This window comes from Methylobacter sp. BBA5.1 (genome assembly GCF_000746145.1).
Taxonomy (GTDB): domain Bacteria; phylum Pseudomonadota; class Gammaproteobacteria; order Methylococcales; family Methylomonadaceae; genus Methylobacter; species Methylobacter marinus.
This window is the reverse complement of sequence record NZ_JQKS01000008.1, coordinates 140,984-167,154: the sequence shown is the minus strand read 5'-3', so window position 1 is coordinate 167,154 and position 26,171 is coordinate 140,984. Positions and strand designations below refer to the sequence as shown.

Sequence of the window (26,171 nt, the reverse complement as noted above, 5' to 3'; positions counted from 1 at the left end):
ACCAAGCCTTCCAAATCATTACGTTCTTCTTTACTTAGCCGGACTATATATTTCTTTGCTGCCAATTTCTCGGTTCCATTAACGGGGAAAGCAACAGATGTGGGGGCAATATCCGACATATCAAGTATGACTAAGTACTAGGCTCATTACTGTCAAGTCGAAGGGCGTCATGAACCTAATGGTTATTTAGCGGATTAGATGATTCGTTAATTCTTATTTTTTGTAAAACTTGGCGGTATAGCAAGACATAAGCGCGCCCCTGACCAATTTGGCATCACTTTGTTGATACAGTTTACTGTCCTTGTCACTCATCGTAGTCATCAGTTTTTGGGTTTCATTGGAAATATCACTGTTGCTGAAAACCGAATCGGCCACGCAATTACAGTAGGATTTAGCCTGTTCCGCCGGGCGCGTGGAACTCTGCTGTTTTGTGCAGCTATCGAGGAAAGCCGACTTGATCTTGTCTTCATCACTTTTCCCGTTACTGCACGCGGTTAGGACGATGCATAAAGACGCTATAACCATCAAAAATGTATTATTCATTTCATTCCTTAATTATCGATTATCAATATGGAAGGGGCATTATATTCGCTTATTAGCTGATATTACGCACGGGCGGTATTTATCCGGATTGCCGCGGCGAGTGAACCGTTCGTCGGGGTGCTTTAGGAGTGGAAGAGACAGACGCTGTAGGGGCGACTCGACAATCAGTTTCAAATCCGGGCGGCACTTGTGGGAGCGATGCCTACATCGCGACTTGCGACGCCAAGCCAGGCGATCATAGCCCCGCGGCAGCCACCGGCTTCGACCCGGGCGACAAGGCCTTTATTTCGCGGGAGATCCGCGAATAAAGCTCCGAGGTCCATGCCGGGAGCCCTTCGATGTCAGCTTTCAGAGGGAAAGTTCTGGGATCGTGCGGGGCAATCACAACTTTCACATTTTCGGCGCCCACGTGTGCGGTCAGGACGAAAAGCTCTTCTATCGTTTCATCGTCCATGGCCAGGCAGCCGAGGGATTTGGCCTTGCCATGGATAAAAATATCCGTCCCCGGATCGGCGCGCCCCTCCCGCCACGCATGGAAGAGATCGAATTCGTTGGGGTAATTTAATTTCATCGACAAGTGGAAATGGCTGTTCGGATTCAGTCCCGCGATCCGGTAAACGCCTTCCGGTACCTGCATGTCGCCTTCACGCAATTTGGGGCCGGACACGCCGCTGGCGGCACGGATGCGATAATCGCGGATGAAGCGGAACTCGCCGCTGTCCCTGGCCCAGAGCTCCAGCTTCATTTCCTGTTTCAAGGCGACGAAGGTGACTTCCCGGGGAGGATAACTCACCTTCGCCTTGTCGAAATAGGATTTGACTTTGCTCGTTGCGTAGGGTCCATACATTTGCAGGACATCCTCCACGGTCCGCTCACCGGGCAGCTTGATAGGCGGGATGCCATGGGTTTTCCGCGCGCCTGCCTGGACCTGCGGTTTGACGGCCATGGCGCTGGCGGGAGGGGCGGAAGGCTTGTGGCCGGAGCAGGCGCCGAGGGCTCCTGCCACGGTCAGGCCGGCGATGATTTTGGCGGTTGATTTCATCATAAGAGCTGGAAATGAAGTGGCGATCGGCATAGTGTAGACAACCCTCAATCTGTCCGCAAGCTCAGGATTTACCCGTCGAAGCGGGAGTAAAACAGCCGGCCTTGCAAGGCATCCTGGCGGCATGTGCAAAGCATCCGTTTAGAAAATTTGGCGGTGAGTTCCGTTCTTGACAGCTAAACTGGAAAAGACGTATGTTGGACCGGTTTAAATAACTGATTTGTTAGGCCGCACACATGTACAGCTACGTATTCTTGGGTCACGTCCTGGCCGCGACCGTATGGACCGGCGGGCATTTAGTGCTGGCTTCTACCGTTCTTCCTCGCGCGCTGGCAGCGCAAGATCCCAGGATATTGATCGAGTTCGAATCAGGGTTCGAACGCATCGGCATGCCAGCCTTGGCCATTCAAGTGGTCTCCGGTCTTTGGATGGCTCACCTGTTGGCGCCCGACTTCTCCACCTGGCTTTCCGCGAACACGCTTCAGGGCAAGCTCATCATGCTTAAGCTCATATTGCTGGCAGTTACCGTCCTCACCGCGCTAGAAGCACGGTTTCGCCTCATTCCGAACCTCAGCGCGTCAACCCTTCCCGCAATGGCGCGCAGAATCGTTCTGGTCACCATTGCCTCAGTGGCGTTCGTCATTGTTGGAGTTTCATTTCGAGGGGGACTCCTCGCATGATTCATGCCCATAGCGCGAGTTTAAACCTCGAGAACAGACTGGCGAAGGGAACATTGGGCGCTTATGAAGCGTAGCATCGTCGGCTTCCACCAGGACGCGGAAAATCACTGGGTGGCTGAGCTTGAGTGCGGGCACTTTCAGCACACACGCCACGATCCGCCCTGGGTTAATCGCCCTTGGGTCATTACGCCGGAAGGCCGTGCGTCAGTCATTGGCGATAAGCTTCAGTGCAAGAAGTGCGATGCCGGAGCGCCGCCGGATCATCAATAGTTCGTCATACTTCGGCTGTCGGTCCTGTCGTTGCAGGGCCCGACAATTCACTACAGGTGCGACGGCTTTGACTGGGCGCGAATTGAACTCATACGTTGAGCGTCCGCAAGTGCCATTAAGTTAAATGTGCCGAAAGATAGCCTCTTTGGCAACGGCGAAAATGGCACTGCTTGATTGTCTTGGTTCGACCCGTTGCTGCCTAACACTTCAGTTGTTTGAGTAGCTGGAACTTGATCAATACCGGACAATTACCAAAATCGGTAATACTATGAAACGTAGTTGTTTGATGGATTTCATCTTCTAACTATATTCCCGTTTATTCCAAGAACACGAAATTGAATTAGATGGTAAAGCACATTTCATTACAGCGACAATTTACCTCAATCCCCAAGACTCAAGATGAGGCGGAAAAGGATGAACTTCTCTCATTTTTGGGTCATGTCAAACCAAAAACCTGGGATGACTTAGACCAGGAATTTCGCTGTGTCATTCTAGCGGCAGCGGGTGCGGGCAAGACTGAAGAATTACGCTATCGGGCAAGCATACTTTCAGATCAGGGTAAACCATCCTTCTTTATCAGAATCGAAGATATTGAAGCCGATTTCTATGAGGCGTTTGAGATAGGAGAGGAAGCGCAATTCCAGACATGGTTGAAATCGACTGAGGAAGCTTGGTTTTTCCTCGACTCAGTCGATGAAGCAAGGTTGGAAAATCTGAGGATTTTTGAAAAAGCATTACGCCGTTTTGCCAAAGACATTAAAAAAGGAGCACACAGAGCGCATATCTACCTTTCCAGTCGGCCCTATGCTTGGCGTCCTTCGGAAGATCGTAGGCTTTTGGATGAAATTCTGTTTATTCCTGCACCGCAGGATAATCATGACGATGGGGATCGACAATCTGAGCCCTTAAGTGCGCTCACTATCTACACCATGCTCCCTTTGGATAGTGAAAGGATCCAGCGCTTTTGCGAGGCTCGTGGAGCGTGCGACATTGATCGTCTTTTGTTGGAAATTGAACGAGGCAATCTTTGGAGCCTGGCGGAACGCCCCTTTGATCTCGAAGGTATCCTGTTTAAATGGGCGGAAGACAAAGCCCTCGGTGGTCGTTTGGAGCTGCTCCTCCATAACATTGACCAGCGGCTATGCGACAACCATAACAGTGATCGGGCGCAACGCCAGCCTCTGAATCTCAGACGGGCTAAGGAAGGTGCGCGTCGATTGGCGGCTGCTGTTGTGCTAAGCGGTCAGGCTGGCCTGAATGTCCCCGATGCAACATCGGTCAAACCTGGTATTGAGGCCGAATCTGTTCTTGCGGATTGGGATCCTTCCGATGTGCGTGCACTGCTGGAGCGAGGGATTTTTAACGACATCATTTATGGAGCCGTGCGATTTCGACACCGAGAAGTACGAGAGCTTCTAGCCGCCGAGTGGTTTGACACGCTGTTGAAGAACGGTAACAGTCGTTATTCGATCGAATCTTTATTTTTTCGTGAGCAATACGGGGAAAAAATCATTGCGCCAAGGCTTAGACCTATTTTGCCCTGGCTGATTCTGCTTGACGATGGGATTCGTCGTAAAGCATTGCAAATACTTCCTGAAATTACGGTAGAAGGCGGCGATCCATCCAAACTGCCTTTGATTGAACGGCAGAAGATTTTGAACGAAATTGTCCGCAGAATTGCTGCTGAGCAAGATGATCGTTCTGCACGAGATAACAGCGCCATCGCTCGCATTGCGAATCCGGACCTTTCCGCAGATGCATTGGGGCTTATTCGCGAATACCAAAACAATGATGAGGCCATTTTCTTTCTCGGCAGACTGGTTTGGCAAGGTGGCATGGAAAACTGCGTAGTCCCGCTGATAGCTATAGTGTTAGATAGTTCGCGTGAAATTTATGCCCGTATAGCGTCAGCACGCGCAATAATGACCTGTGGAGCGGCTGAGCAAAAGCAAAATTTGTGGCAGCTGCTAAACGAAGCTGATGCTCTTATTCCGCATGATTTACTCACTGAGGTTGTTGATGGTGCGGAATCTAACCAACTCAGCGTCAGACAACTTCTGATTTCATTGGAGAAGCTTCAGCCTAGCAAACTGCATAAGGTTACTGGTCTTGAGGATTCACTACACGAATTTGTCTCACGGTTGCCGGTTAATGGAGACCAGCAGGCTATTACCCAGCTTATCGATGGGTTACATCGCTACCTAGTAATGCCTCCTTTTGTCGAGCGTGGAGAATGCCGTGTTTCCGAGAACCACGCATGGCTACTCAGTCTTGCGACTCATGCTGTCGAAAGATTAGTTGAAGTTCGTAGTGTTGTGGCTTTTGGGGCGGCGGGCTTGTCTGTTATGTTGATGGTTCCTGCTCTACGTTTCTGGAGACAAGGTGATGTCCGCGAGCATAAAGGAAACTTGCAAGCGCTCGTTCCTAATTGGCCTGAACTTAACGACGCTCTCTATTGGGCAAGCATTGAGCAGGCACGACTCCATAAGGCTGCTAAATCAAGCGAACCGTTAACCGATGATTGGTCAGTGGCCTGGCTTGGCCATTTTTGGAAGTTCGATACTACGAGCTTACCAAGAATACTGGACTTCATGCGTTCTCGTACACTTCAGGATGATCGGTTAATCGCACTCAGCACAGCATTTCGGGTTTATCTTCAAGCAGTCAAGCCAGCACACATACTGGTAAGTTTGCAAGACGCTGTGGCCGATGAGCCTGTCTTGCAAAATCAGTTGGATATTCTGCTTCACCCGCCGGCGTCAAAACTGGAGAAGCAATTCGAAGAAGAAAATGCAAGGTATCAGCGAGAATGCGAGGCAAGGAGCGCCCAACAAAAACAGAATCGCGACCGGTGGATAGCGGAATTACGTGCAAATCCTGGCCGAATTTGTAATCCTGAAAATCTAAAGCCGGGGGAATTGACTGGGGATCATGTTTGGTTGCTCCGAGAAATACGTGGCGAAGGTTTAATGATTAGCCGTTCCGACGGGGTCGATTGGCAAGCACTGATCCCAGTTTTCGGCGAAGCCGTCGCTGAAGCGTACCGCGAAGCGGCTATCAAACATTGGCGGCACTATGTGCCAACTCTGCGCTCTGAGGTAGAAAGAGATAACTCCATACCGTATGCGTTGATATTCGCTATGGCGGGGCTTGAAATAGAAGCTGCCGAGATAGCTGATTTCCCACGACAGCTAAGCGAGCCAGAGGTGCGTCATGCTTTACGCTACATCACTTGGGAGTTAAACGGATTTCCCAGTTGGTTTGAGCGAATGCACTTGGCTTTTCCGGAATTAGCCGAAGAGGCGGTAAGAAAAGAGTTGCTGTGGGAACTTAAAAATACGGGTTCGGATCAGCCTATGCACTACATTTTGCAAAATCTCGTCTACCACGCGCCGTGGCTTTATCGCTCGCTCGCGCCCGCAATATTGGATTGGACAGCGGCCAACCCGGGACGAATCAATGCAAACCAACACTATTGCCTTCAGATATTAGCTAAAGGTGGAACCTCACCAGACCAATTAGTTGAGTTGGCTAGCCGAGAGTTAGTAAAGGCTAAGGATCTGGGCAGTAAAGCCCGCTGGCATGCTCTTCGCGTCGATTGTGATCCGGACAATAGCTTACCTGAAGTCGAACGATGGTTGGTAGACCTCTCAAAGGACGAAGCGAAGCTGGCAGCCCAGATATTCATAACCGCACTCATGGGCGGTAGCCATGCGAGAGATCGTGGTCCTTACCTTGGTTGCTTCCACACAGCGGAACATCTGAAATCACTATACGTTCTGATGCACCGATACATTCAAACAAAAGAGGATATCGACCGTGCGAACGGAAGTGTGTATTCTCCGGAACTCCGCGATGATGCTCAGGATGCACGCAATAGGCTGTTTAATCTAATAACAGAAGTTCCGGGAAAAGCGAGCTATACCGCCATCAAACAGCTGATCGAAGAACACCCTGATCCAGATTATCGTCCTTGGATGGCAAAACGGGCCTATCAGCGAGCTGAGGAAGATGGCGATTTAGAACCTTGGACAACAGAGCAGATATATGCTTTCGATCAGTCACAAACAATTACGCCCGTAACCCATCGCCAGCTCTTCGATTTGGCTGTGCAACGCCTGCATAACCTAAAGAACTGGCTCGAACGTGGAAACGACAGTGCTTGGAAGACTTGGCAGCGTGCCGCTGAAGAAACAGAAATTCGTACGTTGATTGCCGGTTGGCTTAATCAGCAGTGCCAAAACCAATACGTGACGGCTCAGGAACCTGAGCTGGCAAATAGCCAACGCATGGATATCTGGTTGGATAACACAAATGTACGCTCACCCGTGCCTATAGAACTCAAATTGCTCGACAAGGTATGGAGTGGTCCCAAACTTTGCGAGCGATTGCGTAACCAATTAGTGGGCGATTACTTACGCGAGGAAAGCGCAGGGTGTGGCGTGATGTTATTAGTCTCTCAAAAACTTGGGCTAGAAAAAAACTGGATGGTTAATGGCCGGAGTGTTAATTTGAATGGACTAGCCGATGCCCTTAAAAATTATTGGCAAGGTATTGCGGGGCAATATCCTGGTGTTGAGGCTATAGAGGTAGTTGTTATTGATCTGACTCAAAGAGAGCGGGTCAGTGATTCCTGAGTTGAAACGTATTTTTTCAATTAACTCAGAGGGAAAAGTAAGAGCTGACGTTTTAACATAAAATTTTATTTTGGCTAATCGGTGGAGTTGTGAAGGGAAAAAACTGGTGCATATCGGACATTCATGAATGGATCTTGATGGTCCTAAATTGGCACATAGCTGACCTTCTCCTGAGCAGCGCGAGATATACCCCGCACCAGATGATTCAACTGAACTGGAAGTTCAATCAAACGTTCGAGTCGGGTTGAATAACCCGCCTCGCTGAGGATCAATCCGCTCAACTCCGCGCCAGACCCGCATTTTGATCGATTATATACATGAACCGGACCAGCGTCTCGCACTCGGCATGGTCCTTGAACCAGCCGTTCTCGGCCATGCGGGCCTCGCACAGGAAGGCGTTGCCTTCGGCCTCGAAATCGGATTGCAGCGTTCGCGAGAACTCGTAGTTCTTTACCCAGTGATTGCGGATGTTGGCCGTGAAGTCGTGCTGAACATAACGGAACGACAGGGACTGCAACGCCTCGTTCATGCGCGTATGGCCGGCCAGCAGGATGGTGTCGGAATCGCCCTCTTCCTTGGCCTGGAACGCCGCGATGATCATGCGGCCGCCGGGCCGCAGCTTGGTGTTGAGCTTGGCCAGCGTCTTGTTGTAGCCGCCCATGAAGTAAATCGAATCGATGGCCAGAATGACATCGTAGCCGTCGCCGGGCAGCTCGTCCCGAATCCGATCGGCACACTGGAAATTCAGCCTGGCGGCCTTATCCCGGGTTCTGTCTTGCGCCTGGGGCATGGCGGTTTATAAAATCGCCATCCTGGTTTTCAATCTCGTTCCCTATGTTGCATTGCATATCGTCGGATAAGCCCGCGGCTCAAGCGGGACGGCTTTACAAGCCCGCCCTTTCCATGAATGGCGCCGCCGGCTCGGGCTTAGTGTGTGGATGCGTACAGCTGCTGATTTTTCATGGCGACGCATGATTGAAGGTAATGTTTCCGACTAATGAATAAACGCTCTAATACCGTTAACCCGCCAGTAAATACAACAAAGTCAGATTGGCAAACAGCAACAGCGCCGCCAGACCTTTCCAGAACGAGACCGGATTGCGCTGCATGAGCGGCAGCCGCTCTTCCGGCTTCAGGAATTTCGGGTTGGGCAGGGACAGGTCGAACAGGAATTCCGACAGGTCGTCATAGCGCATTTGCGGGTTGATGGCCGTGGCTTTTTTCAGGGCGCCGTCTATCCAGGCCGGCACCATAATGTTGTGGTAAATGCTGGGCACATAGTCCAGTTTCGCCAGGCTCGGCGGGTCCGGGTGTTCCGGCATGTCCGGGCCGTAGGGCAGGGCGCCGTTCAGCATTTCATAGGCGATGACGCCCAGCGAGTATAAATCGGACTTGACGCTGCCGCGCAGGCCCAGGTGGTATTCGGGCGCGGTGTAATTCAGAGTGCCCAGCACATCGGCAGGATCGGCATGTTCCAGCGGCGTCATTTCCTCGATGCCGGCGATTTTGACGGAGCCGAAGTCGATAATCCTGGCGGTGCCGTTTTTATCGAACATGATGTTTTCGGGTTTCAGGTCCTGGTGCAGCATTTCCATGCGGTGAAAGGCGCGCAGCCCTTTGGCGATCTGTTCTATGATAGTGCGCGTCTCCTTGATGTCGGCTTTCGGATGGGCATCCATCCACTGCCTGAGCGTCGGACCTTCGAGGTATTCGGTCACATAGTAAATGCCGCTTTTTTCGCGGTCGCTGCCGAGGGTTTTCAGGACATGGTCGTTATTGATCCGTTTGCCCGCCCATTCCTCGTGCAGAAAGTGTTCTATGTAGCGGGTGTCGTCGTCATAAAGAATGGACGGGGTTTTGAGCACGACCCGCGTGCCGGTTTTCATATCCAGAGCCCGATAAACCTGCGTGCGCTTGCTGGCATGCAACTCCTCTTCAATCCGGTAGCCGTCCAGTACCATGCCGGGCCGTAGCGGCGGCGGGAAGGGCAGGTTGGTGTGGCGGCGCAAAATTTCATCCTCCCGCGCCGGCGGCAGATCCTCGATCCTGACCAGTTGGCAGGTCAGGTTGTCGGTGCTTTTATTGTCGGCGCTCAGCTGGATGATTTTTTCCGCCGCCAAGGTTAAATCGCTATTTTCCAGCAACAGTTTTTTCAGCGCTTTTTCGTTGATGAAGTCATGCACGCCGTCCGTGGTCATCAGGAACAGGTCGTCTTTTTCCAGCGGCAGCGCCTGATAATCGACCTCCAGCCGGGGCTCTATGCCCATCGCCCGGTTCAGGTAGTTTTTTTCCTTGCCGACCCAGACGCGGTGGTCGCGGGTGAGTTGTTCAAGATTGCCATTGCGCAGGCGATAGATTCTGGAATCGCCGATATGAAAGATATGCGCAGTCGTCGATTTGAAGATGCAGATGCTGAGCGTGCTGACCAGTCCCTTGACGGAGTCGTAGCGGGCCTGCCCCTGACTGTACAGCCAGGAATTGGTGGCGGAGAGGATTTTTTTGCCGGCGTGGATGACGGACCAGGAATCGGGCGTGCTGTAATAATCCTCCAGAAAACTGACGACGCAGCAATGGCTGGCCTGCTTGCCGGCATCGCTGCTGCTCATGCCGTCGGCGATGGCTACGGCGATGCCTTTATAGGTCAGTTGGGGCTCTTCCGGCACCAGGGCGCCGTAGAAGTCTTCATTATCGGCTTTGATGCCTTTGTCGCTGGCATGACCCAGACTGATCCTGAGCTTCGTTGCTGCTAACATAACCGACATCCTGCTTAACTGACTTCGATAATAGCGACGGTGCCGTCTTCCTCAACCTCGACCATATGGCCTTGCGGTTCATCTATGAACTGCACGGCGACCAGGATCAGCAGCGCGCCGCCGGCGATCACCATGAAAAACACGGCGGGCGAGACAAAAGACAGAATGGTCAGGAACAAGACAGCCCCGACATTGCCATAGGCGCCGACCATGCCGGCAATTTGCCCGGTCAGACGGCGCTTGATCAGCGGCACCATGCCGAATACGGCGCCTTCGCCGGCCTGCACGAAGAAGGAACAGGCCATGGTCAGCATGACGGCCACGGTGATGGACCATTCCGAGGTGATTTGCGACATCAAAAGATAACCCACCGACAGGCCGGAAATAAACAGCGTTAAAGACAGTTTGCGGCCAAACTTGTCGCTGATCCAGCCGCCGCCGGGGCGGGCTACCAGGTTCATAAAGGCAAAGCCCGATGCCAGCAGGCCGGCTTGCACCGTCGTTACGCCTTGCGATTCGTGGAAGGTGTTGAAGAAAAACATCGGCAGCATCGATACGACGGCCAGTTCGGAACCGAAGGTAATCAGATAGGCCAGGTCAAGAATGGCGACCTGTTTGAACTTGTATTTATGAATCTCTTCGATCGGCTGCTGCAGGTGCCCTTCATTGACATGGACGATTTGATAGACATTGTAGATAAACAGCAGCCAGATGCCGGCATAAATGCCCAACGTCGCGGACTGCGACAACAGGCCCACGCCGGCCGGCGACAGTTTCCAGGTCAGCAGCGTCAGGGTGGCGTACAGGGGGATGTTCATGACGATATAGAAGAACAAATCCCAAATGCAGGTGACTTCCATGGCGCCGGCCCTTTTAGGCTTGAAATAAGTGGAGCCCTTCGGCGTGTCCGAGGCCGAGAAAAAGTAGATGCCGGCATAAAGCAGCGAGAGCACGCCGGTACTGGCGATCGCGTAGCGCCAGCCCTCGGCGCCGCCGTAAAGCAAGGCGAGCGTCGGCAGCGCCATGGCGGCAGCGGCGGAGCCGAAATTGCCCCAGCCGCCGTATATGCCTTCGGCAATGCCCACCTGCCGGGCCGGAAACCACTCGCCGACCATGCGGATGCCGATGACGAAGCCGGCGCCGATAAAGCCCAGCAGAAAGCGCGCCAGCGCCAATTGTTCAAAGCTGGTGGCAAAGGCGAACAGAAAGCAGGGCGCGCTGCCGATCGCCAGCAGTGCCGAATAAGTCCGCCGGGGACCGAACTTGTCGACCAGAATGCCGATGACGATGCGCGCCGGAATCGTCAACGCCACATTCAAAATCAGGATGGTTTTAATATCCGTCTGGCTCATGTCCAGCGATTCGGCGACAGCCAGCATTAACGGCGCGTGATTAAACCAGACCACGAAGCTGATAAAAAAGGCCAGCCATGACAGATGAAGGATTTTGATCTTGCCCGAGAAAGAAAATAGATTTAGATTTTGTGAAGTCATAATGGGTCTTCCGTTAAGAATTTCTTCACGAAAGAGCACGTTGCGTGCCAAGCGCGCGGAACGGCGCCCGCTCTGGGCTCAGGTATTTTTTGGGGAAAAACGAATGGCGGAAAAGTGGCGGGCAGGCACCAAAAACAGGCGTGCCGCCTGTTTTTGGTGCGTACCAGGCGGTGAATGCCAAGCCGGTTTTTTCACCGGCAAACGCCGTAATAACACAAGGTGCGCAGCGTGTGCCTTTTCAAATCTGTGATGAATCGGCGGATTTTGCAAGATATGCGATGCCGGCTGACAGCCGGGCGGGGCATGCTGCCGCGTTCTGGACGCTTGGTATCGATTGAATAAATTCGCCTGCCCCGGCGGTCATTGCGGAATTGTTGGGGACGGGATTGTAAATCCCGTCCCGTCTGAGCATGAAGAGCCGTATTATCCGCGCAGTGCGAAGGACATGGCCTTCAGATACCGGTCAGTTTAGTGCGCCCGGTTTCAAAGGCTTGGCATCCAGCTCGAAATCCATATGGATGCGCTGGGCTACCGTTTTGACTTCCTTCTTATTCTTGAAAGGGCCGGCGATAACCTGATAAGCCCCGTCTTTCTCGATCTTACGCGCCGGTATCGGAGGTCCCTGGTGCGACAGCATCACGGCCAGCTGCTGGGCATCATTTTCATTATCGAACGTGCCCGCCAACACAGCCCAGTCGCTTTCTTTCAAATCAGCGACCACGGGCTGGCCATACAGCTGATCGGGGTGCTCCAACTGCACGGCCGCCGTCGACAGCTCCGTTATACCGGGGCTGCCCGCCAGTATCGGCGTGGGAACGCCATCCGCGCGTTCAACAATGCGGTCGACTTTCTCCCAGTCGATGGTCACGTTTTGCGCTGTGCTGATTTTCTTCAAATCCTTGAGCAGTTTCTTTTTCAGCTTGGGTTTTTGCCTGGCCCATTTTTTCAGCGGTTCATGCACTTCAAGATAAAGCATGTCCTGGTCCCAGGCCGTCAGATAAGGCTGATGAACAATGCGCACGGGCATTCCTACCTTGCTTTTATTGAATAGCACCTCGATATCCTCGGGATAAAGCTGCACGCAGCCGTGGCTGATCTGCATGCCGATCCCGTAAGGCTTGTTGGTGCCATGAATCAGATAACCGGGAAAGCCCAGTGGCATGGCGTAGCTGCCGAGCGGATTATCGGGCCCCGCGCGCACGACTTTCGGCAGCGGGTCGCCTTTTTGCGCATGTTCGCGCAGTATCGATGCCGGTACGGTCCAGGTCGGATTGGCGCGCTTGGCGACGACGCGGGTCGATCCCATCGGCGTGCTCCAGCCCTGGCGGCCGATGCCGACCGGATAAGTGAACAGGGTGTCCGGTTGGTCGGGCGGATAATAAAACAGCCGCATATTGGCCAGATTCAGCACGATGCCCTTGCGGGGCGCCTCCGGGAGAATAAAGCGTAAAGGCAACAGGACCCGACTGTCCGGCCGGGGCGTCCAGGGATCGATTTGGGTATTGGCTATCGTAATATCGTTGTAGCCCAGGCCATAGTGCCGGGCGATATCGGGCAGGGTGTCATTCTCGCGGGTATCGATGGTCGCCAGCATGCCGACGATGTTCTGGCCATCGGTCAGCTGAAAATCGTGGGAAGCAATATGCTGCTGTTTGGGCGATGACAGGGAAAGTTCTTCCATGGCTCCTGAGAACGGCATGTTCTGACAACCGGCCAGAACACTGCTGAGCAGTACACAGGCGGACAAGGACAAAGGACGTATGGCGGTTTTTCCTGAAGCGGGCGGGCGGATTTGGATTTTTTCTTCTAAGGTCAACATCTATGTAAAAAAATTATTGATTATAGTTGTAGATACCCGAGGCGGCCGAAAATATCGCGCGTAGGCAAGTGAAACGTTAGCCTAACCGCTCTAAATTAAGAAAAGATTAAGTTTTGCTTAATCCGATAACCAGCGGTTTGTAAAAGCCGGAATGAGAAATTGTCTGATGGTTCGGATGGCCATCAAACAAGACGGCCCGAAAATGCCGGGCGGCAAAACAAGTGCCGAATCGGGCGCCGCCGGAAAGTCATATCGGCCCTCTGTCGCATGGTTTGCCGACAAAGGGCCATTGTTCTTATATGATCTAGTGCTTCTGTTTACCGCCGCCGTGGCTGTGTTGACCGCCTTTACGGCCTATCTCGGCCATATGCTCACTGCTTTGGCTGGAAGCACTTTTACCCTTACCGCCTTCTTCCTCGCTGCTGCTGGCGCGGCTGCTTTTACCGCCCTTGCGGCCGGCTTCCCTGGCTTCTTCCGAAGTAAACTCGTGAGCCGTGCCTTTCTGATGAGCGGCTTTGCCGCCTTTACGGCCGGCTTCCCTGGCTTCTTCCGAAGTAAATTCGTGAGCAGTACCTCTCTCGTGTGCGACCTGGCCGCCCTTGCGGCCGGCTTCCCGAGCTTCTTCCGGAGTGAATTCATGGGCCGTGCCTTTCTGATGCGCGGCATGGCCGCCCTTGCTGGCAATCTCGCGTTGCTTCTCCGCATCCATGGAGGCGAAGCCACGGCCCGACTTGGAGCCTTGCCCCGAACTGGTACCTCTTTGCTGAGTCATGATTGTGTCTCCTCAAACATAAGATTTTGATTATTGGTTACGTCCTCTTGGGAACTAACCAGATGCCCTTCTTTTTCTATAAAAAAAGAGTGGTTAAAATATACCAGCCGTCGTTAAAAGTTCTGTACGCTAGCGTACATCAGCTACGTGCACCGAAAGGCAGAATAGAAAATGGCAGGCGGATACTTCCGGATAAGCGTTTTGGCCCATATCGCCGCCATAAAAAAAACTAATGTGCAGAGGAGGGGATGACATTGTCTGATCGCATTCAATTGAAAATTCACCACGTCAGTATTATCGTGGCCGATACAACAAGAGCGCTGGGGTTTTATAGCGGCCTGTTGGGACTGAAAACCTGTGAACGCCCCAATCTGCCGTTTCCGGGCGCCTGGCTGCAACTCGGCGAGCAACAGGTCCATCTGCTCGAATTGCCTAATCCCGACAGTCATGAAAACCGCCCCGAACACGGCGGACGGGATCGACATACGGCTTTTCTGGTCAATGATCTGGATGCCGTCCAGCAGCTGCTGGAAGCGCGGGATATTACCTATACGCTAAGCAAATCGGGGCGCAGGGCTTTATTCTGCCGTGATCCTGATGGTAATGCCGTAGAGTTGATTCAGGACCTGAGCGTTATCAGTTAACGCGAGGCCGGGGAAAATTGCTTCTCCAGCTTGCCAACTGAAGCAGCGTAATACCACTTAGGATTTGTCCGTAAATTATTTCCCGGTTTGCGCGCGAGTGGATGTAGGGGCGAATTTATTCGCCCAGGGCGACTGAAGTCGCCCCCACAAAAGGTATTTATTCATCAAAATTCAGAGAAGTTATTAATTGCCGCATCCTTAGTAACGGGCATGGAATAAATCAGGGAATTGCAGGTGCGAATTCATTTATGCCCTATGGGTACTGGTGCCCTTCAGGGTATTCGCACTGTGCGGATACCCTGAAGGGCACCAGTAAATCCGCACCGACACCGGAAATGCATCAGCGCACTGGAGTAAGTTATTTCATCCGCGTTCCTTAATGGCGCAAGGGCGGGCTTATGAACCGGTTAAATCAGTTAATTTCAGCGCTTGCCGATCGGCCTTATCATCAGGTACAGGCATTGCAAGGCGCTTATGATTATCCCGGCTTCAAGCTCGGACTGATCAGGATGCAGCGCAGTCCCGGCGCTCATCCCGCCTCGATCGCTTCGGTTACCGTTCGCCGGCGTGACAGCGCCATCCCCGCAAATTACCTTCAGGCCGGGGACGGCAAGCTGGCGGTCGCCGATTTTCTGATCCGCCGCTTTCGCCAACACATCGACCGGTTTGCGCTGCAAAATCGCGGCAAGGAAGGCAGCGGTTCGTTCGATACCATCGAGTTAAGCCAGAAAATGCTGGCAAGGGACAGCGTGTTGATCGATCAGGCCGCCATCGAATTGCGCTTCATGATCAGTTTGCCCGCCAAGGGGCCGGGCGGCGGCGTTTTCGACGCCGAACAGGCGCGGATCATGTTTGATCGGGAATTGCCGGCCATCGTCGATGCCACGTTTTTTTACGCCAGGTACGACCAGCCCGCCAGAATCCTGCTAGACCGGTTTGTCGATGTGGCGACAATGCGCACCGTGATCAGCCGGTTTATGCGCAAGCATCGGCTGGTCGCTTTTATCGCCGACGGCGCCCGGCTGCCGCGCCGCAGCGGCATCGACGACAGGCCGGCCGCGGACGAGACCGTCATCGCCTTTCAGGTACCTGATGCCCTGCGGGTTGAAATCCCGCTGCCGGACGGCCGCCAGCTGAGCGGCATGGGCATCCGGGAAGGCGTCACCTGCATTACCGGCGGCGGCTATCACGGCAAATCGACCCTGATGCAGGCGCTTTTGGCCGGCGTCTACGCGCATGTGCCGGACGACGGCCGCGAATGGGTCGTGACGCGCGAGGATGCCTTCTTCATCCGGGCCGAGGATGGGCGCAGCATCAAGGACGTGGACATCAGCCCGTTTATCGGCGACTTGCCGAACGGTCTGAAGACCGATCATTTTTCCTCGGACAATGCCAGCGGCAGCACGTCGCAGGCGGCCGCCATCGTCGAGGCCGTCGAAACCGGGTCGAGACTGCTGCTGTTCGATGAGGATACCTGTGCGACTAATTTTCTGGTGCGCGATGCGCTGATCGAGCAGGTGCTTGATCCTTCGCTGGAGCCGATCCGGCCGCTTTATGCCACGGTACGGACGTTGTGGAAAAAACAGCGGGTATCGATGATTTTCGTGATCGGCGGCCTGGGGCATTTTCTGCTGAAAGCCGACACCTGCCTGCTGATGGCGCATTACCGTTGCCATGACATCACCGCTAATGTCCGCGCCAGGCTCGGCGCGATCGTCGATGACGATGCGCCGGTTGAAGGTGGGCCGCCAGCGCGCCGGCTGGCCGCCGGCAATTTTGATCCGGCGTATGAAAACAAGCGCCTGAAAAAGACCCTGGCCAAACGCATCAAGCCTTTGCGCCATGCCCCGAGACAACTGGAATACGGCATGGACCTGGTTAATCTGGAGGCCGTCGCGCAGATCGCGGAAGCGCCGCAGGTATTGGCCCTGGGCTATTGCCTGCTGGCGCTGCGCCATAAAATCACGCAGTCCGCCGGCCGGCCCGAAACCATCCGCTTCTGGATAGACCGGCTTTACGATGACATCGCCGAGCACGGCCTGTCGGTGCTGGCGCCCGATTATCCCGGAACCCTGTCCATGCCGCGCAAACACGAACTGGCCGCCGCCATCAACCGAATCAGGTCGTTGCGGATTGTCGATCCCTGCGATGGCATGATCTGAACACGGTTTGCTTTAACCTGAATATTTCACCACGAAGCGGGCAGGCTGGGTTGGCGCTTTGCGGAAACCCGGCAAAAAGGAGCTTACCCTACGATGGGGAAAACGGGATAAAAGGCTGACTATGTGTTGCATCGGGTTATAATTTTCAATTTGATCTGATAAGGGGTAAGGGCGTGTTCAGGAGTCGGTTTTCACTGAAGCAATATGGTTTTTTTTTCTTGGCGTTGAGTATTTTTTCCGGTAGCGCCTTCTCGCAATCGGCCGCCAAGGCCTGGTCCCGGATCTCCACGCCCGCAGTCACGGACGGCGCGGCGCAGAGTATCGGCACCTATACCGCCGGGTGCCTGAGGGGAGGCGTGGCGCTGCCTCAGGACGGTACCGGCTACCAGACCATGCGTCTGTCGCGCAAACGTGTCTACGGTCATCCCGACCTGATTCATTTCCTCGAAAAACTCGGGCGGACATCCGTCGCCGAGGGGTGGGGCGTTCTACTGGTCGGCGATCTCGGGCAGCCGCGCGGCGGGCCGACGCTGTCCGGACATCGTAGCCATCAGACCGGGCTCGACGTGGATATCTGGTACTTGCTGTCCCAGGAAGCGGCGGCAAGAAGTCTGACTTTCGATGAGCGCGAAACCTGGGGCGCGCCTTCCGTGCTGGCCGTCAAATCGGATGCCGTGGACGCCAGCCACTGGTCGCCGGCCAATGAAAAAATTCTCGAAGCCGCCGCGCGCATGCCGGAGGTCGAGCGCATTTTCGTCAATGCCGGCGTCAAGCGCCAGCTGTGCGCCAGCAGCGCAACGCGCGACTGGCTCAGGAAAATCCGGCCGTGGTGGGGCCATGACGATCACTTCCATGTACGCCTGAAATGCCCGGTCGGCGACAGCCAATGCCAAAGTCAGGAACCGGTTCCCGCAGGCGACGGCTGCGATGCCTCGCTGGAGTGGTGGTTCTCGGCCGAAGCCCGCGAACAGCTTCGCTCGGGCAAGGCCCGCAAGCCGGCTAAGGCGCCCGCGCTTCCCGAACAGTGTCAGGCGGTGTTAAAAGAATAAAGCGGCGGGAAGACGCCGCCGATCGCGGCCAGGGCTATGGACCACGGTTCGATCGAACAAGCGTTTTTAGGGTGGCGGCAGGCAGAAACGGGGGCTGATTTTTTGGCACTCGCCTGGCGCTCAGCCTCTGGTTGTCTATAATTAAAGCCATATTATTTTACCTTTGGCCTATAGTCAGGCCGCCAACTGTAGGTCAGTCGAACTGAGCGGCGGATCATTTTTAAAAGAAGAATAATATGGCAAATGTAGTAGTAGCAGAGAATCATCTTACATTCGGAGGCGTGGGTTATTTCAGAGGACACGCCGAGGAAGTGGAACTAGGCAGCATTGGCGAGAAGCGGACGCCTCTCACCAAGCAGAATTACCTGGAAGTCAAGGACCGGATTCCCGTTCCCAAGATTGATGTCGCCAAAGCCACGGCGGTTGACATCGATTTCAGCAAAACCTCAAAGAGCGCCTTCAACACCGTGGTTTCCGCCATTATCAAGGGCGTTCCGGTAAAATTATCCGGCGATGCGACGTTCGACAAACTGAGGTCGGGCTCTCTCAAGCTCGTGAAGTTCAGCGTTTTGAATAACGATATGAAAAAAGCGGCGAACAATTCACCGCAGAAGCTTCAAAGCCTGATCGAATGGGGCAATGATGCGCGAATTGCCCATCAGGTGTTTGTAGTGATGGAAGCGTCGCTGGCAAATCAGTTCGACAATAACATTAATGCGGATCTTTCGGTCGGCGCCAAAGGACTCGAGGCGACGGTAGGCGGCGGTAGCTCGACTTCCGGTACAACGTCAGTGCGTATTTCCAAGGGCACCTGCTTTGCCTACCTGCTGGCCAAGATCGATTGGGACGCGAAGCTGAAAAAAAACAGGACGAAAATCGTTGATCTGGATGACGATCAATGGAGCTTCGGTTAATTCACAATGCTTGTATCCTCGTCAGTGACTCTCGTCGCTTGAACCCGGGCTGTCAAAAGCCGCATCGTTTCCATGCGGCTTTTGACAGCTTGTTCCGCAATCTCAATCCATGCCCACTTTTTGCAACCGGAGTGCTATGGGTATTGGTGATCTCTGCGGTTTTAAGAAATTTCCGTGCTAGCACTTAGTCGGCCTTGTTCTGACGAGTAAAATTTGCAGAGTATTCATTTAGTGCGAATGAATTCGCACCTACAATTTTCCCTGGTTCCCACGGTCCTCCGTGGGAACCCATACCGGGTTTTGGGAGCGGCACGATCTATGGCTCGGTATGCGTTTCCATTTATGTCCTTCAGGGTGCGCGAGAGCGTGGGAACGAGGAAAATTTGCAGAGTATTCATTAGTGCGAATGAATTCGCACCTACAGTTTAACCGTCATAATTAAATTGGGTGACCGCTAAACTCAGGTCATCGAACCGATGGTTTTGCGGAAGCGCCCCAGCGCCAGCACGAAGAAGACGCCGCCGATCGCGAACAGGGCCAGAAACTGCGGCCAGACGATGCCGAAGCCGGCACCGCGGTAGAGAATGGCCTGGGCGAGCGAGACGAAATGCGTGGTCGGCGCGGCCAGCATGAGATTCTGCACCAGTTCGGGCATGCTCTCGCGCGGGGTCGTGCTGCCGGACAGCATCTGCAGCGGTAGCAGCACAATGATCATCAGCAGCCCCATCTGCGGCATCGAGCGCGCCACCGTGCCCATAAAAATACCCATCGATGTGGTGGCGAACAGGTGCAGCGACATGCCGGCGACAAACAGCCCGATCGAACCTTCGATCGGCACTTCGAGCAGGCCCTGCACGACGAAAATGATCGATCCCGTCGCCACGACCACCACGACCAGTCCCATGGCCCATACTTTGGCCATCATGATCTCGAACGGTGTCAGCGGCATCACCAGCAGATGCTCGATGGTGCCGTGCTCGCGCTCGCGGATCAGCGCCGCGCCGGTCAGTATGATGGACAGCATGGTGATGCTGTTGATGACCTCCATGATCGCGCCGAACCACATCGGGTCTAGATTGGGATTGAAGCGCGCCCGCACTTCGAGTTCGGCGGGCAGGGTGGTAACGGTGCGGTGGCCCTGCATGAAAGCCGTCACTTCGCCGTTGACGATGTTATGGATGTAGCTGTTGCCGATGAAAGCCTGCGACATGCGCGTGGCGTCGACATTGAGCTGCAGTGCCGGCTGGCGTCCGGCCAGCACGTCGCGCTGGAAATCGGGCGGAATATTGAGCACGAAAGTATAAAGGCCCAGGTCCATGACCGGATCGGTCATAGTCGGCTCGATGAGATCCGGCGGTAAAAAATAAGGCGGATAAAAGGCGTTGATGATGCGCGACGATAGCGGCGAGTGGTCTTCATCGACGACCGCGATGGGGGCCTTGTGCAGCGATTCGGGCATGCGCTTGGCGCTCAGGTAAACCTGGCCGGTGAAGGCGAACAGGATCAGCGCCAGCATCAGGGTGTCGCGCCCGAGACTGCGCAGTTCCTTGACGCCGAGATGAACGATGTTGAGCAGGGCGCGCATCGCTAGCGTTCCTGTTTCTTGAGCAGCGCGACGCTTGCGGCCAGAATCACCGGAATGGCGATGGCCAGCGGCAGCAGCGACGGCGCGAGATCGGCAAAGCCCAGCGCCTTCGAAAAGGTGCCCCGGCTGATGGTCAGAAAATGCGTGGTCGGGAAAATCTCGCCGACCAGGCGCGCGCCGCCTTCCAGGGACGAGACGGGATCGAGCATGCCGGATAACTGCGTGGATGGAATAAGCGTGGCGATCGAGGTAGCGAAAATCGCGGCGATCTGGCTGCGGGTAAAGGCCGAAATCAACAGGCCGAGGCCGGTGGCGGCGGTTACGTAGAGCAGCGCGGCAATGGTCAGCAGCAGAAAGTCACCTTTGTGCGGTACGTCGAAAACGGTCACGGCCAGCGCGCACAGCAAAAAGAAGTTGACCATTCCCATGGCGATGTAAGGCAGTTGTTTGCCGAGCAGGAATTCCAGCTTGGTGACCGGCGTGACGTACAGATTGAGGATGGAGCCGAGCTCTTTTTCACGTACCACGCTGAGGGCGCTGAGCATGGCCGGAATCAGCATCAGCAGCATCGGAATCACGGCGGGTATGATGGCGGGCAGACTTTTAACGTCGGGATTGTAGCGAAAGCGCGTCTCGATGGTCATCAATCCGGGCGGCAGACGCCCCGTATAACGGCGGCGCGCCTGCTCCATCAGCCAGCCCTGATGCATGGCCTGCACGTAGCCGAGCACGTTCTCCGCGCGGCTGGGCATCGCGCCGTCGATCCAGGCGCCTATTTTTACATTATTGCCGCGCTGCAGGTCGCGGGCGAAGTTGGGCGGAATCTCCAGTGCCAGGCTCAGCTCGCCGCTGCGCATGCGGCGGTCGAGCTCGTCGTAATCGGCGATCGGCGGCCGTTCGATAAAGTAGCGTGAACCGCTGAGGTCGAGTGCGTAATTCTGGCTGAGCAGAGTCCGGTCGCGGTCGAGTACGGCAAAATTCAGGTCCTCGACGTCCATGCTGATGCCGTAGCCCATGATGAACATCAGCAGCAATGTGCCGAACAGCGCAGTCAAGCCGCGCAGGGGATCGCGGCGCAGTTCCAGCGCTTCGCGAAAGGTGTAGCTGAACAGGCGCAGGAGGCTGAAGCGGGCGATAGGGCCCGGCGCCGGCGCGGCGGTTCGGGCAAGCGTACCGGCCGCCCGGGGCGGATGGTCTGCCGCGGGTTCGTCATCGAGACCGCTCGCTGCTTTCAGGTAGTCGATGAAGGCCGCTTCCAGCGTGTCATGTCCGCTACGTTCGGCCAGCGCGGCGGGGATGTCGCTGGCGAGTACCTTGCCCGCGTGCATCAGCGATATGCGGTCGCAGCGTTCGGCCTCGTTCATGAAGTGCGTGGAAATGAAGATCGTGACCCGGTCGCGGCGCGCGAGATCGATCATCAGCTCCCAGAAGCCGTCGCGCGCCACCGGGTCGACGCCGGAGGTCGGTTCGTCGAGAATCAGCAGGTCCGGCCGATGGATCACGGCCACGGCCAGCGACAGGCGCTGGCGCAGCCCTAAAGGAAGATCATCGGGCAAGGCATCCATGACCTGGCCGAGCAGAAAACGTTCGGCCATTTCGGCGACGCGGCCGGGAATTTCGGCTTCCGGCAGGTGGAACAGCCGCGCGTGCAGCTCCAGGTTTTGCCGCACGGTCAGCTCGGAATACAGCGAGAACGCCTGCGACATGTAACCGACGCGCTTGCGCGTGTCCAGATTGCCGGCGTCGACGACGCGGCCGAACAACCGCGCCTCGCCCTCGCTCGGCTGCAGCAGGCCGGTGAGCATTTTCATCGTGGTGGTCTTGCCGCAGCCGTTGGAGCCCAGAAAACCGAAGATCTCGCCGCGCTCGATGTGCAGGCTGACATGGTCGACGGCGACGAAATCGCCGAAGCGCATGGTCAGGTCATGCGCCTCGATGGCGATTTCCTGCGCGCCGCCGGTCGCGCGCGGCGGAATGACGATGTCCTTGTGGCTGCGGCGCTTAGCTTCCGGCAGCAGCCGGATGAAGGCCGCCTCCAGCGTCCCGGAGCCGGTGCGTGCGCGCAGGTCGGGCGCCGTGCCGGTGGCGAGGACTTTGCCCGCATCCATCGCCACCAGCCAGTCGAAGCGTTCCGCCTCGTCCATGTAGGCGGTCGAAACCAGCACGCTCATGCCGGCGCGGCGTGCGCGCAGGCGCTCGATCAGTTCCCAGAACTGGGCGCGCGACAGCGGGTCGACGCCCGTGGTCGGCTCGTCCAGCACCAGCAGGTCGGGGTCGTGGATCAGGGCGCAGCAAAGTCCCAGCTTTTGCTTCATGCCGCCCGAGAGCTTGCCGACAGGGCGGTCGCGGAACGGCGACAGGCCCGTGCTTGCCAGCAGTTCATCGATGCGCGCATGGCGCTCGGCCTGTTCATGCCCGAACAGGCGGCCGAAAAAATCGACGTTCTCGAATACCGACAGCGTAGAGTAAAGGTTCTTGCCCAGCCCCTGCGGCATATAGGCGATGCGCGGGCAGACGGCGCGGCGGTGCGCGGCGTCGGCGATGTCGCCGCCCAGCACGTCGATGCGGCCTTCCTGCATGGCCCGGGCGCCGGTCAGCAGCGACATCAGGCTGGACTTGCCGACGCCGTCGGGACCGATCAGGCCGACCATGCAATTGGCGGGAATGTCCAGGCTGAGGTCGTCGAGTGCGAGGTTGTCGCCGTAGCGCAGACTGACGCCCTGCACGCGGACGACGGGCGAGGCAAGGGCGTCGGTATTCATTGCGGCAGGCTGATCGCCAGTTCGGGAGGCCATTCGGCGTCTGGATCGATCTTGACATAGGCCATGCCGGGCAGGCCGGTCTTGACCTGCTCGAGGCGTCTTTTCAGCAGTTCGGGAGCGATCGCCGCGCGCACGCGGAACATCAGCTTCAGGCGCTCGACCTCGGTTTCCACCGTCTTCGGCGTGAACTGGGCGACGCTGGAGACGAAGCTGGCCCGGGCCGGGATCACAAAATTGGGCGCGGCGTCGAGCACGAGGCGGATCTCGCTGCCCAGCGCGACCCGGCCGGCGGCTTCGGTGGGCAGGAAGAAGGTCATGTAGACGTCGGACAGATCCACCATGTTCAGCACGCGGCCGCCGGCGCTCAGCACTTCGCCCGGTTCGGCGACGCGGTACTGTACGCGGCCGTCGCGCGGCGACTTCAGTTCGCTGTCGTCGATATCGGCCTGCAGGCGCGCGACCGTCGCCTTGGCCGCCTCGATCAGCGAATGCGATTCCACCACCTTCGATTTCGCTGCCTCGATGCCCGCTTTCGCTGCCGCGACCTGGGCCTGCGCGGCGCTGATGGCGGCCTGCACACCCAGTACCTGGGCGCGGTCGTCATCGAGTTGCTGCATCGGCGCGGCACCCTCGATGGCGAGATTCTCCGAGCGTCTCAGGCGCTTGCGCGCGGCATCGAGTTCGGCGCGGCGCTGGGCGACGACCGCCTGAGCGGCATGGTGTTCGCTTTCACGCTGGGCGACCACGGATTGCGCCGCCAGATAGGCGTTCTCGGCCTGGCGAACCTGGGCCTGCGCTTCGGCCTTCTGGGCGAGCAGCACTTGCGTGTCCATGCGCGCTAGCACTTGGCCTGCCTGCACGAAATCGCCTTCGCGCGCCATGATGTCGACGATGCGCCCCGGCGTTTTGGTGGCGATGTCGATCTCGGTGGCTTCGATGCGGCCATTGCTGGCGACGATGCCCTTGGGCAGGCTGGGCGGCCGCAGGAGCCACCACGCCAGTACCGCGGCGGCGACGGCGATGCCGACCAGGATGAAAGTGAGCGTTGATTTTTTCGGTTTGTTCATGGGTTCCTCAGGGATACTGGCGCTGCGGCATCCGCGCCGCCGCCCAATGCCTTATATACGGCAATCAAATTGGTGGACGCCTGCGCTTCGGAGCGGGCCAGTTCGATTTCGGCGACAAACAGGGCGCGCTGGGAATCGAGTACGTCCAGAAACGATATGACGCCTTCGTGATAGCGGAGTTGGGACAATCTGACGGATTCGCGCTGGTCCGCCACGGAACGGGTCAGCGTCTGCCGGCGGATTTCTTCATTGAGGTAGCGGGTCAGGGCGGTTTCCGTTTCGCGAAGGGCTTCGAGCACCGCCTTTTCATAGGCCAGGTAGGCTTCCCGCTGCTGCGCCTTGGCCAGATCGATGCCGGCCTGGATGCGGCCGAAATTGAGCAGTGGCTGCAACAGGTTGGCAGCGGTGCTGTAGGAAAAGGCCGCCGATTTGAACAAGCCTTCGATGTCCGTATTGCGCAGGCCCAGAAACGCCGACAGCGAGATTTTCGGAAACAGTTCCGCGATCGCGGCGCCCTGCAGGGCGGTCGCGGCGGCGAGCTGGCGTTCGGCGATGCGAAGGTCGGGGCGGTGGCGGATCGTCTCCGCCGGCGATGCCAGGAGTTCCTGGCCGGGCGCTATCGGAACCCCGTCCGGTTCGCCCAGGTCGGCCGCCAGCGTGCCGGGCTGCCGGCCTATCAGCACTTCCAGCTGCCTGAGCTCGGCAATGATGCCTGATTTCAGGGCCGGAATCTGGGCTCTCGTGTTCTCGGTCTGGGCGCGCGCCCGCACTGAGTCATGCCGCGTGCCGGCGCCCTCCCGGTATTGCATTTCGGTCAGGCGCTGGGTGTTTTGCTGCGCGTCCAGGTTGGCGCGGGTGATGCGCAATTGGTTTTGCAGACTGCGGTATTCGACATAGCTGCGCGCCAGTTCGGACGTCAGTATCACCAGCGCCTGGCCATAATCCGCCCTGGCGGCGTCCAGATCGGCGGAAGACGCTTCCAGCCGGCGTTGCAGGCGGCCGAACAGGTCGGCTTCCCACAGGGCGTCGAACCCCAGTTCAAACAGGTTGTAGCGGATGCCGGGCGCCAGTCCGGGCAACGGATTGTCATTGCGCTGGCCACCTACTTTCGCATCCACTCTGGGAAACAGTTCCGCGCGCGCGGCGCGGCGCTGAGCCCGGGCCTGCTCGATGCGGGTCATGGCTATCTTGAGATCCAGATTGTCCGACAAAGCCCGCTCCATGAGGCGGTCGAGCCGGGCATCGCCGAAGCTTTTCCACCAGTTTTTCAGCGTTTCCGGATCGATGGGTTTTAAACCTTGCGCCTTGTCTGCCAGCCAGTCGTTAGGCGCGGCGGGCACAGCCTCGCGGTAATCGGGGCCTACAGTGCAGCCGCACAGGCCAGCCAGCAAGCATAACCAGCCGAACCTAGGCATCATGGCTGTGAGCCTTGATGAGCAAGGGAACAGGAATAGTCTGTTGTTTTTTGTGGGGGATTGCGTCAGGCATCGTTCAAAACAACTTCCTTCATGTTGAATGTGGCGTCAAAGTTTAGACTAAACCCCGGCAATGGGTTAAGAAAATTATAAGGCTATCGGCTTTCCGGTAGCCAGGCGCATCTGAAGTCGTACTCGTGGCGGCTTGCCTGATAAGTTAGACAGTAATGGCACGAATAGCAATTCAATGCAAAACATGAACAATATACAGCGGTTAACCGTTCTTTCTTGCTTGCCGTTATGATATCGGTTTCAAGTGTTAAGGATTCGGCTAAAAATAACATCCCGATGTCGTTTTTATGACCCCCGTGGGAGCGATGCCCTCATCGCGACTAAAGATACCGCAAGTCGCGATGAGGGCATCGCTCCCACAGACTCCGTTTAAAATAAGACAGTTATTGGTTACCGAATCCTAAGTAACTGATGTTACGCAGGTGTAGGAGGCAAATTCACTGGTGTCCTTTAGGGTATTCGACCCGAGGGGCTGATGTTATCTGTAGGGTC

The 26,171-nt window shown here is 56.1% G+C and carries 20 protein-coding genes; 9 read left to right on the top strand and 11 right to left on the bottom strand.

What is annotated here, in order from left to right; translation table 11 throughout:
- Window positions 1-213 precede the first annotated feature (213 nt).
- Window positions 214-543 (bottom strand): hypothetical protein, encoded by a 330-nt coding sequence (locus tag EK22_RS07535; RefSeq protein WP_020160463.1) that lies wholly within the window; start codon window positions 541-543, stop codon window positions 214-216.
- Between the two features lie 235 nt (window positions 544-778).
- The gene (locus EK22_RS07530; RefSeq protein ID WP_235209245.1) at window positions 779-1,588 is read right to left on the bottom strand and encodes a L,D-transpeptidase family protein; all 810 of its coding nucleotides are present in this window, start codon (window positions 1,586-1,588) and stop codon (window positions 779-781) included.
- Window positions 1,589-1,821: 233 nt separating this feature from the next.
- On the opposite strand from EK22_RS07530, the gene EK22_RS07525 reads away from it, so the two are divergent.
- From EK22_RS07525 to EK22_RS07515, 3 genes are all read left to right on the top strand, one after another.
- Window positions 1,822-2,265: a CopD family protein gene (locus tag EK22_RS07525; RefSeq protein WP_020160465.1), complete on the top strand. Its 444-nt coding sequence runs from the start codon at window positions 1,822-1,824 to the stop codon at window positions 2,263-2,265.
- Between the two features lie 63 nt (window positions 2,266-2,328).
- Window positions 2,329-2,535, top strand: coding sequence for a DUF3565 domain-containing protein (locus EK22_RS07520; RefSeq protein WP_020160466.1), 207 nt, complete (start codon window positions 2,329-2,331; stop codon window positions 2,533-2,535).
- A gap of 344 nt (window positions 2,536-2,879) precedes the next feature.
- Complete coding sequence (locus tag EK22_RS07515; protein ID WP_036249482.1) at window positions 2,880-7,172, top strand: NACHT domain-containing protein; 4,293 nt, start codon at window positions 2,880-2,882, stop codon at window positions 7,170-7,172.
- Between the two features lie 277 nt (window positions 7,173-7,449).
- Here the strand turns inward: EK22_RS07515 and EK22_RS07510 are convergent, their stop codons facing one another.
- Entirely contained in the window at window positions 7,450-7,962 is a 513-nt protein-coding gene (locus tag EK22_RS07510; protein ID WP_235209244.1) for a class I SAM-dependent methyltransferase, read from the bottom strand.
- On the opposite strand from EK22_RS07510, the gene EK22_RS25545 reads away from it, so the two are divergent.
- Window positions 7,961-8,032, top strand: a complete 72-nt coding sequence (locus EK22_RS25545; RefSeq protein ID WP_332248889.1) for a DUF6868 family protein — start codon at window positions 7,961-7,963, stop codon at window positions 8,030-8,032. The genes EK22_RS07510 and EK22_RS25545 overlap by 2 nt on opposite strands.
- Window positions 8,033-8,191: 159 nt before the next feature.
- Here EK22_RS25545 and EK22_RS07505 read toward each other — a convergent pair whose 3' ends face one another.
- Together EK22_RS07505 and EK22_RS07500 are read right to left on the bottom strand one after the other, a co-directional pair.
- Window positions 8,192-9,925, bottom strand: coding sequence for a bifunctional protein-serine/threonine kinase/phosphatase (locus EK22_RS07505; protein ID WP_036249477.1), 1,734 nt, complete (start codon window positions 9,923-9,925; stop codon window positions 8,192-8,194).
- Window positions 9,926-9,939: 14 nt separating this feature from the next.
- The gene (locus tag EK22_RS07500; RefSeq protein ID WP_036249474.1) at window positions 9,940-11,418 is read right to left on the bottom strand and encodes a NarK family nitrate/nitrite MFS transporter; all 1,479 of its coding nucleotides are present in this window, start codon (window positions 11,416-11,418) and stop codon (window positions 9,940-9,942) included.
- An 89-nt stretch (window positions 11,419-11,507) separates the two neighbouring features.
- Between EK22_RS07500 and EK22_RS07495 the strand changes: the two genes are divergently transcribed.
- The gene (locus EK22_RS07495) at window positions 11,508-11,756 is read left to right on the top strand and encodes a hypothetical protein (protein WP_020160473.1); all 249 of its coding nucleotides are present in this window, start codon (window positions 11,508-11,510) and stop codon (window positions 11,754-11,756) included.
- Window positions 11,757-11,881: 125 nt separating this feature from the next.
- Here the strand turns inward: EK22_RS07495 and EK22_RS07490 are convergent, their stop codons facing one another.
- Window positions 11,882-13,237, bottom strand: coding sequence for a L,D-transpeptidase family protein (locus EK22_RS07490; RefSeq protein WP_051961757.1), 1,356 nt, complete (start codon window positions 13,235-13,237; stop codon window positions 11,882-11,884).
- Between the two features lie 304 nt (window positions 13,238-13,541).
- Window positions 13,542-14,009 (bottom strand): KGG domain-containing protein, encoded by a 468-nt coding sequence (locus EK22_RS07485; protein ID WP_036249471.1) that lies wholly within the window; start codon window positions 14,007-14,009, stop codon window positions 13,542-13,544.
- A 248-nt stretch (window positions 14,010-14,257) separates the two neighbouring features.
- Between EK22_RS07485 and EK22_RS07480 the strand changes: the two genes are divergently transcribed.
- From EK22_RS07480 to EK22_RS07465, 4 genes are all read left to right on the top strand, one after another.
- Complete coding sequence (locus EK22_RS07480; RefSeq protein WP_200882570.1) at window positions 14,258-14,653, top strand: VOC family protein; 396 nt, start codon at window positions 14,258-14,260, stop codon at window positions 14,651-14,653.
- A 398-nt stretch (window positions 14,654-15,051) separates the two neighbouring features.
- Window positions 15,052-16,815 carry an ABC-ATPase domain-containing protein gene (locus EK22_RS07475; RefSeq protein WP_036249469.1) on the top strand — a complete coding sequence of 588 codons (1,764 nt, stop codon included), beginning with the start codon at window positions 15,052-15,054 and terminating at the stop codon, window positions 16,813-16,815.
- Window positions 16,816-16,988: 173 nt separating this feature from the next.
- On the top strand, window positions 16,989-17,864 hold the full coding sequence (gene mepA, locus EK22_RS07470) for a penicillin-insensitive murein endopeptidase (RefSeq protein WP_051961755.1): 876 nt from the start codon (window positions 16,989-16,991) through the stop codon (window positions 17,862-17,864).
- Between the two features lie 236 nt (window positions 17,865-18,100).
- Window positions 18,101-18,778, top strand: a complete 678-nt coding sequence (locus EK22_RS07465) for a hypothetical protein (RefSeq protein WP_051961753.1) — start codon at window positions 18,101-18,103, stop codon at window positions 18,776-18,778.
- A gap of 460 nt (window positions 18,779-19,238) precedes the next feature.
- Here the strand turns inward: EK22_RS07465 and EK22_RS07460 are convergent, their stop codons facing one another.
- Genes EK22_RS07460 through EK22_RS07445 form a run of 4 tightly spaced genes read right to left on the bottom strand, consistent with a single transcriptional unit; the run spans window position 19,239 to window position 25,610 of the window.
- Window positions 19,239-20,363, bottom strand: a complete 1,125-nt coding sequence (locus EK22_RS07460; protein WP_036249463.1) for an ABC transporter permease — start codon at window positions 20,361-20,363, stop codon at window positions 19,239-19,241.
- Window positions 20,364-20,365: 2 nt separating this feature from the next.
- Window positions 20,366-23,125, bottom strand: coding sequence for a ribosome-associated ATPase/putative transporter RbbA (gene rbbA, locus EK22_RS07455; RefSeq protein ID WP_036249460.1), 2,760 nt, complete (start codon window positions 23,123-23,125; stop codon window positions 20,366-20,368).
- The gene (locus EK22_RS07450; protein ID WP_020160483.1) at window positions 23,122-24,192 is read right to left on the bottom strand and encodes an HlyD family secretion protein; all 1,071 of its coding nucleotides are present in this window, start codon (window positions 24,190-24,192) and stop codon (window positions 23,122-23,124) included. The genes rbbA and EK22_RS07450 overlap by 4 nt, the downstream gene beginning before the upstream one ends.
- The gene (locus EK22_RS07445) at window positions 24,189-25,610 is read right to left on the bottom strand and encodes an efflux transporter outer membrane subunit (RefSeq protein WP_020160484.1); all 1,422 of its coding nucleotides are present in this window, start codon (window positions 25,608-25,610) and stop codon (window positions 24,189-24,191) included. Before EK22_RS07445 ends, EK22_RS07450 begins: the two co-directional genes overlap by 4 nt.
- Window positions 25,611-26,171: the final 561 nt, after the last annotated feature.

What these genes read in the sequence shown, in the direction of transcription:
- EK22_RS07510 (WP_235209244.1), bottom strand. Translation starts at nt 7,962, where the DNA reads ATGCCCCAGGCGCAAGACAGAACCCGGGATAAGGCCGCCAGGCTGAAT.
- EK22_RS07450 (WP_020160483.1), bottom strand. Translation starts at nt 24,192, where the DNA reads ATGAACAAACCGAAAAAATCAACGCTCACTTTCATCCTGGTCGGCATC.
- EK22_RS07465 (WP_051961753.1), top strand. Translation starts at nt 18,101, where the DNA reads ATGGCAAATGTAGTAGTAGCAGAGAATCATCTTACATTCGGAGGCGTG.
- EK22_RS07445 (WP_020160484.1), bottom strand. Translation starts at nt 25,610, where the DNA reads ATGATGCCTAGGTTCGGCTGGTTATGCTTGCTGGCTGGCCTGTGCGGC.
- EK22_RS07485 (WP_036249471.1), bottom strand. Translation starts at nt 14,009, where the DNA reads ATGACTCAGCAAAGAGGTACCAGTTCGGGGCAAGGCTCCAAGTCGGGC.
- EK22_RS07520 (WP_020160466.1), top strand. Translation starts at nt 2,329, where the DNA reads ATGAAGCGTAGCATCGTCGGCTTCCACCAGGACGCGGAAAATCACTGG.
- EK22_RS07530 (WP_235209245.1), bottom strand. Translation starts at nt 1,588, where the DNA reads ATGATGAAATCAACCGCCAAAATCATCGCCGGCCTGACCGTGGCAGGA.
- EK22_RS07480 (WP_200882570.1), top strand. Translation starts at nt 14,258, where the DNA reads ATGACATTGTCTGATCGCATTCAATTGAAAATTCACCACGTCAGTATT.
- EK22_RS07460 (WP_036249463.1), bottom strand. Translation starts at nt 20,363, where the DNA reads ATGCGCGCCCTGCTCAACATCGTTCATCTCGGCGTCAAGGAACTGCGC.
- EK22_RS07490 (WP_051961757.1), bottom strand. Translation starts at nt 13,237, where the DNA reads ATGTTGACCTTAGAAGAAAAAATCCAAATCCGCCCGCCCGCTTCAGGA.
- EK22_RS07525 (WP_020160465.1), top strand. Translation starts at nt 1,822, where the DNA reads ATGTACAGCTACGTATTCTTGGGTCACGTCCTGGCCGCGACCGTATGG.
- rbbA (WP_036249460.1), bottom strand. Translation starts at nt 23,125, where the DNA reads ATGAATACCGACGCCCTTGCCTCGCCCGTCGTCCGCGTGCAGGGCGTC.
- EK22_RS07505 (WP_036249477.1), bottom strand. Translation starts at nt 9,925, where the DNA reads ATGTTAGCAGCAACGAAGCTCAGGATCAGTCTGGGTCATGCCAGCGAC.
- EK22_RS07500 (WP_036249474.1), bottom strand. Translation starts at nt 11,418, where the DNA reads ATGACTTCACAAAATCTAAATCTATTTTCTTTCTCGGGCAAGATCAAA.
- EK22_RS07475 (WP_036249469.1), top strand. Translation starts at nt 15,052, where the DNA reads ATGAACCGGTTAAATCAGTTAATTTCAGCGCTTGCCGATCGGCCTTAT.
- EK22_RS07515 (WP_036249482.1), top strand. Translation starts at nt 2,880, where the DNA reads ATGGTAAAGCACATTTCATTACAGCGACAATTTACCTCAATCCCCAAG.
- EK22_RS07535 (WP_020160463.1), bottom strand. Translation starts at nt 543, where the DNA reads ATGAATAATACATTTTTGATGGTTATAGCGTCTTTATGCATCGTCCTA.